This window comes from Streptomyces sp. NPDC048257, from assembly GCF_043201855.1.
In the GTDB taxonomy this organism is placed as follows: Bacteria; Actinomycetota; Actinomycetes; order Streptomycetales; family Streptomycetaceae; genus Streptomyces.
In genome coordinates, this window is sequence record NZ_JBICZI010000023.1 from 95,282 (window position 1) to 107,190 (window position 11,909).

Genomic DNA, 11,909 nt, shown 5'->3' on the forward strand with positions numbered 1-11,909 from the left:
CCCTAGCGCGCCGCCGCGCGCCTCGTCCCGGGTTCCCGCCGGGACCACCCGAACCGGCGTCATCCACGTCAATGCGCGGCACGTGAGTCACTACACGGTGGTCTGCAACCGCCTCCTCCAGCACCGTGAGCTGTCGGCGACGGCGATCGGGGTCGCGGCCCACATCCAGTCGCTGCCCGCCGGGAGTCCCGTCGGCATCAGGGCGCTCACCGCACGGTTCCCCGAGGGGGAGATCCGAATCGGCTCCGCCCTGCGGGAGCTGGAGAGGCACGGCTACCTGGAGCGGCGGCGCGAGCGGCTGGAGACCGGGCAGGTGGTCACCCGGACGTACTCGTACAACAAGCCGGAGGCCGCCCGGGGCGGGCCCACTCCGCCCCCTCCGCCGCTGCCCCCGCCCCCTCCGCCGCCGGACCGGGAAGCCGCACCGGAGCCGGACCCGGAGCCCGCACCGGAGCCGGAACCTGCACCGGAGCCGGAGCCCGCATCGGACCCGGAGCCCGCATCGGACCCGGAGCCCGTCGCCCCGCCCGCGGCCGCGCCGCACCTGCGCGCGCACCCCGGGGCGGTCGAACTGCTCGCCGGGCTACGGCGCTATGACCCGCGGCTCCTGCTCTCCGAGCGCGACGTACGGCGGCTCGCGCCGGACGCCCATGCCTGGCTGGAGCGCGGGATCGAACCGGAAGCGGTCGCGCGGGCCCTGTCCGCGAACCTCCCCGAGCCCCTGCGGAACCCCGCGTCCGTCGTCTCGTACCGCCTCACCAGGCTGATCCCGCCCCGGCTGCCCCCGATGCCCGTGGCCCCACCGACCCGGGATGCCAAACGGCCGGACCCGTTCCAGACCTGCGACTGCTGCGACCGCGCCTTCCGCGCCCCCCACCCGGGCCGCTGCCGCGACTGCCCACCGCCCGCCCTGAACGCGGCGGCGGCCTGAGCGGCCGGGCGGGAGGGGGTCAGGAGCCCGTCGTGCGGATCGAGCCGGTGGTGGGGCCGGTGGGGTCGCCGATGAAGCAGGTGACCTCGCGGTCGCCGCTGATCCAGGTGGTGGCCTGCGGGTAGTAGTAGTAGACCTCGAGCTTGTCCGAGACCTTCGCGTCCTTGCCCACGTACGAGGTGAGCGCGGTGCCGCCGCACTTCTCCTCGGCGATGGCCACGACCTTCTCCTCGCCCGGGTACAGCCCGCCCTCCAGGTCGAAGACGGAGTACGCCTCGCCCTTGTGCGGCTGGTCGCAGGGCACGATGCGCACCGAGAGGGCCGCCTGGCTGCCCCCTTCGTCGTCGTACTTCGACAGGTCGTCGCTCGTGTTGAAGCAGTCGCCCGTCTTGATGTCGCTCACGCCGCCGGCGACCGGCGCGGTGACCTGGCCGCCGGTGTCGCGCTTCTTCGTGGTGCTGTCGTCCAGCGCTCCGGAGAGGCCGAGGGCGATGAAGATGCCGTAGAGCGCGATGGTCGCGCCGTGAATGACGATGGCCGCGATGGCCAGGCCCTTGCCCTTCTCACCGCGGGACTTGATCTGGGAGAGGGCGATGAAGCCGAGGATGAGCGGGACCAGCGGCAGCGCGCAGACGATCGACATCACGAACGCCACGATGGCCAGCGCGTTGGTCTTCTGCGGCTGCGGGGGGTACCAGGCCTGCGGTCCGGCGCCGTACGGCGCGGGGCCGGGCTGCCCCGGCTGCCCGTACGGTCCGGGCTGGCCGTACGGGCCGGGGGACGACGGAGGCTGCGGTGGTATGGACATGCGTGTGGAGCTCCTTGCTCAGAGGGTGGGACGCAACAACGGCCCGGCAGTCGCAACGCACCGACGCATGCCTGCCCGTGGTCTTTACGCCGCCCCTACGCTACCTGCCGGCGCCGACAGCCCGTGGCCTGCCCGGCCCCGGGCGGACAGGCCTCCGGGCGGCTGAACCACTCCCGCGGCGCGGCCGGCGGCGACCGGGGGTGTGGGGTGGTGGCGTGGAGCGTCCGTGAAGAACGGCCGCAGGGGCTGGCCGGGCCGGTTACCGCTCCGTAGATTACCGGCGGTAACGCTTGCGCCGAGCCGAGGAGAGTGGACCGTGGCACCCGAGTTGAGGCTGGTCAGGCCCGCAGCGCCGGTACAACCCGTCAAGACCGTGATCGATGGAGTGGTGCGTGAGGTACGGGTGCCCGCGCTCGCGGGACCGCCGGACCGCGGCACCCTCGGAGACCTCCCCTTCCACAACGCCCGGGAGGCTCCGGCGGAGGCGGTGCTCGCCCGCAAGGACCGGGACGGCACCTGGCGCGACGTCTCGGCCGCCGAATTCGCGGCCGAGGTGCTCGCCGTGGCCAAGGGCCTGATCGCCGAAGGGCTCCGCGAGGGCGACCGGCTCGCCATCATGGCCCGGACCACCTACGAGTGGACCCTGCTCGACTTCGCCGGATGGGCCGCCGGCCTGGTCACCGTACCGATCTACCCGACCTCCTCCGCCCTCCAGGCGCGCTGGATCATCCAGGACTCCGGGGCCGTGGCCTGCGCCGTCGAGGACACCGCGCAGGCCCGGCTCATCAGCGCCGACCGGGGCAACCTGCCCTGGCTGACCCACCTGTGGGAGTTCGACACCGGCGCGGTCGCCCGGCTGGTCAAGGCCGGGGAACGCATACCGGACGCGGTGGTGCACAACCGGCGGGCCACCCGCACACCCGACTCCGTCGCGACCCTCATCTACACCTCCGGCACCACCGGGCAGCCCAAGGGATGCGTGATCACCCACGCCAACTTCTACGCCCAGGTGGACAACTCGGTGGAGCTGCTGCACCCCGTCTTCAAGTCCCTCAGCAAGGACCCCGCCTCCACCCTGCTGTTCCTGCCGCTCAGCCACGTGTTCGGGCGGATGGTGGCCGTCGGCTGCATGCGGGCCCGCGTCAAACTCGGCCACGCACCCAGCATCCGTACCGAGGACCTCCTCGCCGACCTCGCCGGTTTCCGCCCCACCTTCCTCCTGGCCATCCCCTACGTTCTGGAGAAGGTCTACAACACCGCCCGGGCCACCGCGGAGAAGATGGGCCGCGCCTCCTCCTTCGACCGCGCCGCGCGCATCGCGCAGCGCTTCGCCGAGACCGCCGAGGGCAAGACCCCCGGCCTCGTGCTGCGCCTCGCCCGGTCCGTGTACGACCCGCTCGTCTACCGGCGGATCCGGGCCGCGCTCGGCGGCCGCGTCCGCTACGTCCTCAGCGGCGGATCACCGCTGGGCCGGCGCCTGGCCGCCTTCTACACCGGCGCGGGCATCGAGGTGTTCGAGGGCTACGGCCTGACGGAGACCACCGGCGCGAGCACCGTGACCCCGCCGCAGCGGCCCCGCCTCGGCACCGTCGGCTGGCCGCTGCCGGGCACGGCCGTACGGATCGCGGAGGACGGGGAGGTCCTGCTGGGCGGCGGCCACGTCTTCGCCGGCTACTGGAACGCGGCGCAAGCGGCCCCGCACGGGAGCTGGCTGGCCACCGGCGACATCGGCGAACTCGACGCCGACGGGTACCTCACCATCACCGGCCGCAAGAAGGACCTGATCATCACCTCCGGCGGCAAGAACGTGGCCCCCGCACCGCTGGAGGACTGGCTGCGGGCGCATCCCCTGGTCGGCCAGTGCATGGTCGTCGGCGACAACCGGCCCTACATCACCGCGCTGATCACGCTGGAACCCGACGGGCTCCAGCACTGGCGCCAGATGCACAAGAAGCAGAACATGCCGATGCGCGAGCTGGTGCGGGACGAGGCGCTGCGGGCGGACCTCCAGCGGGCGGTGGACGAGGCGAACCGGCTGGTCTCGCGGGCCGAGTCGATCCGCCGCTTCGCCGTCCTGCCGGGCGACTTCACCGAGGCGCGCGGCCACCTCACCCCGTCGCTCAAGCTCAGGCGGAGCGCCATCGCCCGTGACTACGCGGACCGGATCCAGGAGCTGTACCGGGGACCGCGGGAGGGCTGAACGTGCGGCGCCCGCGGCGGGCGTACGGGCGTCCGGCCGAACGGCCCCGCGGGGCCTCCAAGTCGGGCTGGTGTAACGGGTTGTGATCGGCCGCCGGGTGCGGAGCAGCCCGCATGACGCTGCGTTAGCATGTCCATGCTCGTCAGACGGGGATCGTACGGCGCCAGGGCCCGCGCACCGCGCGCCCACGAGGTCGGAGTCCGCCGACCGCGCCGGACCGGCCGGGGCCCGCCGAAGCGGGAAGGTGGCCACTGCAACCTCCATTCCTCGCCGTCGCCGTGAAATTCGCGTTTTTACCGGGTTCGGTTGATTGCTTGTGGGAATGGCTGTGTTCGCACCTCCGGTGCGGGGGGAGGCGGCTGGGACTGGGGGGATTTTGAGCCAGGCCCGGCCGCTTGACTGGTTTATGATCTTCGTAAGAAGATGGCATTCTGTCGACGGGGCGCATTGCTCCGTCCGCCCGAGGGGTATTTTTTTTCATGAATTCTCGTACCAAGTCCGCGCTGGTCACCGGTGCGCTTGCCGCCACCCTGGTCGGCGCCCTGGCGCCGGCCGCCAATGCGGCGTATAGCTACAACAAGAACTTCTCGTTCAACAACGAGGGTGTGGGCGCCGAAACGGGTCGCTGGACTGCCGGTTCGGGCTCGCAGGCGGCCACGCAGGACCACTGCGCCACGAGCGCCGGTAATGCGTCCAATGGTGTCCGTGTCGGATACGACTTCAATCGCGACATTTCATTCCTGCCGGACGCTTATGTGGCTCACCTGAACTGGTCGTGCGACAACTCCATCTTCTGGAAGTCGTTCAGCAGCTCCAATTCGGGTAGCTTCTACATGGCCATCGCGTCGACGCCGGGTTGGGTGTTCTCCGACGGGCGCGTCAACTACAACAAGTAAGCGCACACAATGACTGTCCTTTCCTGTCGCGAAGTGACCAAGAGATTCCGGCGGCACTCCGTGCTGGACGGGATCAGTCTGAGCCTGGAGGCCGGCGAAATCGTCGGCCTCCTCGGCCTCAACGGTGCCGGCAAGACCACGCTCATGCGTTTGATGACCGGGCTCGCGCTGCCGAGCTCCGGTGACATCCACCTGTTCGGGGAGCCGCTGCCGATGCGCCCCGCGCAGCTCGCCCGCATCGGCGCCGCACTCGACGCGCCGTCCTTCCCCCGCTGGCTCACGGGCCGGGCGGTCCTGCGCATGCTGCTCGAAAGCGCGGGGCGCCCCGACGGCGGCCGCACGGGAGCGGTGCTCGACCGTGTGGGTCTCGCGCATGCGGCCGACAAGCGGGTCGGCACCTACTCCCAGGGCATGAGGCAGCGATTGGCCATCGCTGCGGCCTTGCTGAAGAGGCCGGACCTGCTCATCCTCGACGAACCCACGAACGGCCTCGACCCGGAGGGTCTGCGGATGGTCCGTCGCGTCATCGCCGAGGAGTCGGCCCGTGGAGCCACCGTTCTGGTCTCCAGCCATCAACTCGACGAGATCCAGCGCATCTGCCATCGCGTGATCATGGTGGCCGATGGTCGTGTGGCGGCCGCCGGTACGCTGGAACAACTCGGATATGACCCCGACAGCGGACCCGACGCCTTCGAGAACTGGTTCTTCGGACTGGTCGGTCAGCGCGGCGGAGGCTCCCGATGAGGTCATTGATCCTCGGTGAGTACCGCCGGTTGTGCCGTCATCCCCTGGGGATGACGCTCGCCGTTCTCTTCGTGCTCGGATCCCTCTACTGCGCACTCGGCAGTCAGAGCTCCGCGTCGGAGAGTCTCAGAAACGTCCGCAGCAACATCGAGACGGTCGAGCAGGGGTGCGACACGGGGCTGAACAGCCCTGAGCAGAAAGCCCTCTGCCTGAAAAGCGTTCCCCTTGAGCTGAAGACCCTGCAGCAGTACGAGGTGAACTTCACCGAACACGGCCGCAGGGCGGCCAACGGGCAGCACCCCGTCGCCTCTTTGATCTGGACGATGAAGCTCGCGGCGTCCATCCCGGGACTGGCACTGGTCATCCTCGTGGCGGCGTTCTTCGTCGCGGGTGAGTGGAGCCGGGGAAGCATCGTGCCGCGCCTGCTCTACGAGGCCCGTCTCAGCCGCCTGCTGTCCGCCAAGGCGGCTGCGGTGTGGATGTGGATGCTCACCCTGGTGACCGTTTCGTCGGCCGTGACGGCGGCCGTCGGCATGCTCTACACCCGCTCGGCGTTTCCGCTGCCGAGTCCCGGTGCGCTCGGCGAGGTCCTGGCCGAGACGGCCACGGTCCTCGTCGCGGGCGCTGCGGTTCTGGCGGCCGCCGTCGCCACAGCCGTGGCCCTCGCCGCCCTCGTCCGCCTGCCCCTGCGCAGTTCCCTCGCGGGCTTCCTGCTCCTGGTGCTCGTGGTGCAGACCGCCGGTACGCCGGTCGTGGGTGCCTGGTTGCCCGGCGGAGCGTTGCCCGACATCGTCGGCTTCAGTGGATTCGATCGAGTCTGGGACCATTTCTGGGTGTTCACTGCCCCGTCGACGGTGCCCGCCGTCCTCAGGGCCGTACCGACGCTGCTGGGCATCGCCCTGCTCTGGACCTTCCTTCAGCGCCGTGCTCGGACGAGGGACCTGGTGTGAGTCGGAGTACAGCGAGAGAGCGTGCGCGGTATCGGCGGAGCGTCGCCTGGAGGGGCGAACTCCGCGCCCTCTGGGTTCCCCCGGTGTACGTGACCGGCGCTCTGCTGGCCGTGGCCACGGCAGCCGCAGGCGCCCGGAAGTGGTGGGGCGGTGCGGCGTTCGGGTACCAGCACCCGACCGTGGCGGCCCTTGTCGAACCCGCGTCCGCGCTGCGGGCCGCAGCGTGGCAGTCGGCCACCCTGGGCGGCCTCCTCCTCGCCACGGTGATCGTGACGATCGGGGTGGCCCAGTTCATCGAGAGCGGCACCTGGGGTGCGCTCCGGCTGTACGAACACCGCACGTACGTGCTGTACGGCCGGAGGCTCTGCGCCGCCCTCGGGTTCCTCGCCGTGGTGCAGGTGGTGAACGGCCTGACCCTCTGGATCGTCATGCGAGGGATGGCCGTACTCCGGCCGACTCCGGCACTGCCGCCGAACGCCTTCGATGCAGGGTCCGCGAGCGGCGTGCTCGATGCCGGATCGGCCGACTGGGGCGAGGCGCTCACCGCCATGGGCGGTGCCCTGCTGGGCCAGGCGCTGTATCTCTCGGTCGGGTGGTGCGCCGCGGCGTTCCTCCGCAATTCCATCGGCACCCTGGCGCTGGGAGCCGGCCCGTGGCTCGTGACCGCCCCGTTGCTGCTTCTCCCGATCGGCCCCTTCCTCCCGCACGCGTGGATCTCCAACCTGATGGCCCTCCCGGGTGAGGCCCAATACAGCTTCTACTTCTGGGTCCAGGTCTCCCCGCAGCCCTCGCCGGGGGTCAGTGCGGCCCTTGTCGCCGTCTGTACCGTGGCCTTCGCCCTGCTCGCTCAACTGCTGCTCCGCTCGGAGCGGGTGCTCCGCCCCATCGACTAGACCGTCCCCCGGACCGGGCCACCTGGCCCGGTCCGGGGGACGTCGACCGTTCCTCCTGTACGGGCGCCTGCCGTCCGGCACCCGGTCCTGCCCGGCCGGGGAGTGGACCCGGCCCGGCCGATCAGCAGTTGGCGTGGGTCGGGCGCCCGGCGAAGCGGTCCGCCAGCCAGTTCCCGGCCGCCAGGGAGTGCGTGATCACGCCGCTGACGTGCTCACCGACCCACACCGTGTCGAACTCGACGTTCGCGCCCCGCGCGCACCAGTCGGAGCGCAGCCGGCGGCCCACCCCGTACGGGATCAACTCGTCGGCGAGCGCGTGGTACTGGTACACCGGCGCGGCCGGGGCCGTCCCCCCGAGCCGGCTCTGGTTCAGCCGGGCCCGCCAGTCCGGCTGGGCGAGCGGGTCGCGCGTGGTCAGGTCGGAGATCCGCTTGAAGGAGCCGGCGATCGCGTCGATCGCGACGCAGTTCTCCTTCATCCCGTTGACCAGCAGCCGGCCCGCCGGGTTGAGGTAGGAGTCCAGCTTCAGCTCCGGGAAGGCCGCGTCCTGCCCGGCGGCCGCCATGAAGATGAGCCCGGCCCCGTAGGAGCCGTTGTTGAACTCGGCCACCTTCAGCAGGTCCCCGGGGACACCGCCGGTCGCCGTGCCCTTGACCTGGAGCTCGGGGGCGTACGAGCCCTGCAGCTCGGCGGCCCAGCTGCCGGCCTGGCCGCCCTGCGAGTAGCCCATGATGCCGACCGGGCCGGTCGCCGAGAGGCCCGCCTCGGGCAGCCGCTGGGCGGCGCGCGCCGCATCGAGGACGGCGTGCCCGGCAGAGGGGCCCACGGTGTAGGTGTGGACGCCCGGGGTGCCGAGGCCCTCGTAGTCGGTGACGACCACGGCCCAGCCGCGCAGGGTGAGCTGCTGGATGAGGTTGGCCTCCATGGCGGTGCCGTACGGGAGGTTGTTGCTCGGCGCGCAGGAGTCGCCCATGCCGACCGTGCCGACGGCGTACGTGATCAGCGGGCGGGGGCCGGTGCGGCCGTCCTGCGGAACGATGACGGTGCCGGAGACGACGTTCGGGGCGCCGTCGGCGGTGGTGGAGCGGTAGTGGATCTTCCAGGCCTTGGTGCCGGTGGGCTGGCCGGGCAGCGGGTGGAAGGCGGAGGGGGCGCTGCTGACGACATCACCCGGGGCGGCGGTGGCGGCGGAAGCGGTGGCGGCGGTGGCCGTGGGGATCGCTGCCGAGGCGGCCAGGGCGGCGAGCGCGGTCACGGTGGCGAGGGGGGTGCTTCGGAAACGCATGGGCGGCTCTCCCAGGGGCTCGTTCCGTGCGGGGGGTAGGTGAGGTGAAGGTAGTGACCGACCGGTAGGGAGGTCGCTGACCGCGCAGCTCACCTTTCCTGACCCGGCCTCGCACCCCGTGCCGGACGGGGACGACTCCGGGCCCGGCAAGATCCGGAAGAGATGCCCTAGCCGCCCGAGGCGATCCGGTAGGCCCCCGGAGTCGTCCCCGTCCAGCGGCGGAAGGCCCGGTGGAAGGCCGTGTCCTCCGAGAAGCCCAGCCGGGCCGCGAGTTCCGCGATCGGCTCGCCGCTCTCCGCCAGGCCCGCGATCGCCGCGTCCCGCCGCACGTGGTCCTTCAGCTGCTGGAAGGACGTCCCCTCCTGCTGGAGCCGGCGCCGCAGCGTCGCCGGGGACACCGCGAGGCGCGCCGCCACCTCACCGAGCGCGGGCAGCCGCGGCGACGTGCGCAGCCGCTGCGTCAGGGTGCGGCGTACCTGTTCCGCGACCGTGGTCCCGTACTCCGGACGCGACAGCAGGTCGAAGGGGGCGCGGCGGAGCATCGCGTCGAGCGCGGGCTCGTCCCGTACGAGCGGCGCGGTCAGCCAGCGCGCGTCGAAGACCGCGCCCGTACGGTCCTCCCCGAAGCGCACCGGACAGTCGAAGAGCGTCGCGTACTCCTCCCGGTGCGGCGGCGGGGGATAGCGGAAGGCGGCGTAGGCGAGCGGGATGCGGCGACCCACCAGCCAGCTGCTGAGCCGGTGCCAGATGGCGAGCACGCACTCGGTGAGGAACCGGTCCTCGTCCCGGGCGAACTCGTTGCGCACGGTGAACCGGGCCTCCGCGCCCGCCACTTCGAGCGCCAGCTCCGGCCCGCCGGGGAAGAGCCCGTAGAAGGCCGCCGCACGCTCCACGGCCGCGCCCAGATCGCGGCAGCCGAGCGAGGCGTGACACATCATCGCGAAGGTCCCGGGGCGGCTCGGGACGGCGCTCAGGGCGAGGAACTCGTCCTGAGTGGTCCGGTACAGCGCCCGGAAGAGCCGGGCGAACTGCGCGGGCGTGATCCGCGCCCGGTCGTCGCCCAGCAGCAGCGGCGGGATCTGCGCCTCCTGGAGCAGCGGCACGGTGTCGATGCCACTGCTGCGGGCCCCCGCGAGCAGGGCACGCACATGGTGCACGGTGATCGTCCGCCTCCCCATGGATCCGACGGTAGCCCGCCGCGGCGCGGGGCGATACGGACGCGCTCACACCGATGAGCGCTCGGGTCAGCGGGGGTGACTCTTCCGGTCATGCCGCGGCGGCCCTCCGGCTGCATAGCGTCGGAGGTCCGGAGGTTCGGAGGTCACCAACCCGCGGGAGGGCATGCGATGGACGGTCGGCCGAGCACGCTGGCGGTGTTCACCCAGTGGACCGGGGAGCGGTACGGGCCGGAGCCCGCCCTGCGGTTCCGGTCGCCGGACGGCGGCTGGCTGACCCGCACGTACGGCGAACTGGGCGCGGAGGTACGGGCCGTCGGGCGCGCACTGCTCGGCCTGGGCGTGGCCGCCGGGGAACGGGTCGCCGTACTGGGCGAGACCCGGCCGCAGTGGACGTACACGCACTTCGGGGTCCTGGCGGCGGGCGCGGTCCTCGTACCGGTGTACCCGACGGCGGGGGAGGAGGAGGTCGGCTGGGTCCTGGCGGACTCGGAGGCGGTGGTCGTCGTCTGCGACGACGAACGGCAGGCGGCCCGCGTCGAGGCCCTGCGGCCGAAACTGCCCGCCCTGCGGGCGGTGGTGCTGATGGACGGACTGCCCGCGCTGCCGGGCGCGGCCGCGGAGCCCGAACTGCTGGCCCGTGCGGCGGCCGTCGCCCCCGGCGAGGACGCGTCGATCGTCTACACCTCGGGCACGACCGGCCTGCCGAAGGGCTGCCGCCTCACCCACGGGAACCTGGGCGCCATCCAGGACGCCACCCGCCCGCTGATCAAGGGCGGGCCGGGGGACTCGACGTACCTGTACCTGCCGCTCGCGCACATGCTGGCCCAGCTGATCCAGTACACGACGCTGATCGAGGGCGGGGAGCTGTGCTACTTCGGCGGCCGGATCGAGGACGTGCTGGCGGAGCTGGCGGAGGTCGCGCCGACGCATCTGCCGTCCGTGCCACGGCTGTTCGAGAAGCTGCACTCGGTGGTGCTCTCGCTGGCGGAGTCGCAGGAGGGCGGCCGGGAAGGCTTCGAGGCGGCCGTACGGGTGGGCGTGCTGGCGGCGGACGGCCGACTGCCGCAGGAGCTCCGGGCGGAGCACGAGGCCGCCGACAAGTCCCTGTACGCGCCGGTCCGGGCCGCCTTCGGCGGCCGGCTCAAGTGGGTGCTCACGGGCGGCGCCCCGATCGCCCCGGAGACCCTGGACTTCCTGCGGGCCTGCGGGATCCGTGTGTACGAGGGGTACGGGATGACGGAGTCGGGCGGTGTCATCTCCATCAACCACCCGGAGGCGGCGCGCCAGGGAACGGTGGGCCGCCCGATCGCGGGCTGCGAGGTGCGGATCGCACAGGACGGGGAGGTGCTGGCGCGCGGGGCGATGGTGTTCCCGGGCTACCACGCGAACGAGGCCGCGACCGCGGAGGCGTTGGACGCCGCGGGCTGGCTCCACACCGGTGACCTGGGCGAACTGGACGCCGACGGCTATCTCCGCATCACCGGCCGCAAGAAGGAGCTGATCATCACCTCCGCCGGGAAGAACCTCACGCCGACGGAGGTCGAATTCGCCGTCCAGCGCTCCCGCTACGTCTCCCGCGCGGTCCTGATCGGAGACCGCCGCCCGTATCCGGTGGCCCTGATCACCCTGGACGCGGAGGAGATCAGCGCGTGGGCGGCCCGAGAGGCCCTCGACCTGGGCCCCGCCCCCAGCACGCACCCGGCGGTCCACGCCCTCATCGATGCGGCGGTCACGGAGGCCAACACCACGCTTTCCCGCCCTTCCCGCATCCGCGCCTTCCACATCCTCCCGGAGGACTTCACCCCGGCGGCGGGCACCCTGACGCCGTCGCTGAAACTCCGCCGGGGGGTGGTGGCGGACCGGTACGCGAGGGAGATAGCGGGGCTGTACGGGGGCGGCGGGGGCTGATCGGGCGGGGTCGGTGAGGTGTGTGGGGGGGGGGGGGGGGGGGGGGGGGGGGGGGGGGGGGCGGGGGGGGGGGGGGGGGTGTGGGGGGGGGGGGGGGGGGGCGGGGGGGCGCGGGC

Annotated in this window: 10 protein-coding genes; 7 read left to right on the forward strand and 3 right to left on the reverse strand. The window is 72.2% G+C overall.

Annotation, left to right across the window (positions count from 1 at the left end; genetic code table 11):
• Positions 1–82: 82 nt before the first annotated feature.
• Complete coding sequence (locus ACGFZK_RS30840) at positions 83–931, forward strand: helix-turn-helix domain-containing protein (protein ID WP_393852137.1); 849 nt, start codon at positions 83–85, stop codon at positions 929–931.
• Positions 932–950: 19 nt separating this feature from the next.
• Here the strand turns inward: ACGFZK_RS30840 and ACGFZK_RS30845 are convergent, their stop codons facing one another.
• Positions 951–1,739 (reverse strand): DUF4190 domain-containing protein, encoded by a 789-nt coding sequence (locus ACGFZK_RS30845; protein ID WP_393852138.1) that lies wholly within the window; start codon positions 1,737–1,739, stop codon positions 951–953.
• 334 nt (positions 1,740–2,073) lie between these two features.
• Here ACGFZK_RS30845 and ACGFZK_RS30850 point away from each other — a divergent pair, with 334 nt between their 5' ends.
• The 5 genes from ACGFZK_RS30850 (at position 2,074) to ACGFZK_RS30870 (ending at position 7,422) form a co-directional block, all read left to right on the forward strand.
• Positions 2,074–3,939 (forward strand): AMP-dependent synthetase/ligase, encoded by a 1,866-nt coding sequence (locus tag ACGFZK_RS30850; RefSeq protein WP_393852156.1) that lies wholly within the window; start codon positions 2,074–2,076, stop codon positions 3,937–3,939.
• A gap of 479 nt (positions 3,940–4,418) precedes the next feature.
• Entirely contained in the window at positions 4,419–4,835 is a 417-nt protein-coding gene (locus tag ACGFZK_RS30855) for a hypothetical protein (RefSeq protein WP_393852139.1), read from the forward strand.
• Positions 4,836–4,895: 60 nt separating this feature from the next.
• Complete coding sequence (locus ACGFZK_RS30860) at positions 4,896–5,579, forward strand: ABC transporter ATP-binding protein (RefSeq protein WP_393852140.1); 684 nt, start codon at positions 4,896–4,898, stop codon at positions 5,577–5,579.
• Positions 5,580–5,629: 50 nt separating this feature from the next.
• The gene (locus tag ACGFZK_RS30865; protein ID WP_393852141.1) at positions 5,630–6,529 is read left to right on the forward strand and encodes a hypothetical protein; all 900 of its coding nucleotides are present in this window, start codon (positions 5,630–5,632) and stop codon (positions 6,527–6,529) included.
• Positions 6,530–6,618: 89 nt separating this feature from the next.
• On the forward strand, positions 6,619–7,422 hold the full coding sequence (locus tag ACGFZK_RS30870) for a hypothetical protein (RefSeq protein ID WP_393852142.1): 804 nt from the start codon (positions 6,619–6,621) through the stop codon (positions 7,420–7,422).
• A gap of 121 nt (positions 7,423–7,543) precedes the next feature.
• On the opposite strand, the gene ACGFZK_RS30875 is transcribed toward ACGFZK_RS30870, so the two are convergent.
• Both ACGFZK_RS30875 and ACGFZK_RS30880 read right to left on the reverse strand, forming a co-directional pair.
• The gene (locus ACGFZK_RS30875) at positions 7,544–8,707 is read right to left on the reverse strand and encodes a lipase family protein (RefSeq protein ID WP_393852143.1); all 1,164 of its coding nucleotides are present in this window, start codon (positions 8,705–8,707) and stop codon (positions 7,544–7,546) included.
• Between the two features lie 167 nt (positions 8,708–8,874).
• Positions 8,875–9,885: an AraC family transcriptional regulator gene (locus tag ACGFZK_RS30880; RefSeq protein ID WP_393852144.1), complete on the reverse strand. Its 1,011-nt coding sequence runs from the start codon at positions 9,883–9,885 to the stop codon at positions 8,875–8,877.
• 168 nt (positions 9,886–10,053) lie between these two features.
• Here ACGFZK_RS30880 and ACGFZK_RS30885 point away from each other — a divergent pair, with 168 nt between their 5' ends.
• Positions 10,054–11,793, forward strand: coding sequence for an AMP-dependent synthetase/ligase (locus ACGFZK_RS30885; protein WP_393852145.1), 1,740 nt, complete (start codon positions 10,054–10,056; stop codon positions 11,791–11,793).
• Positions 11,794–11,909: the final 116 nt, after the last annotated feature.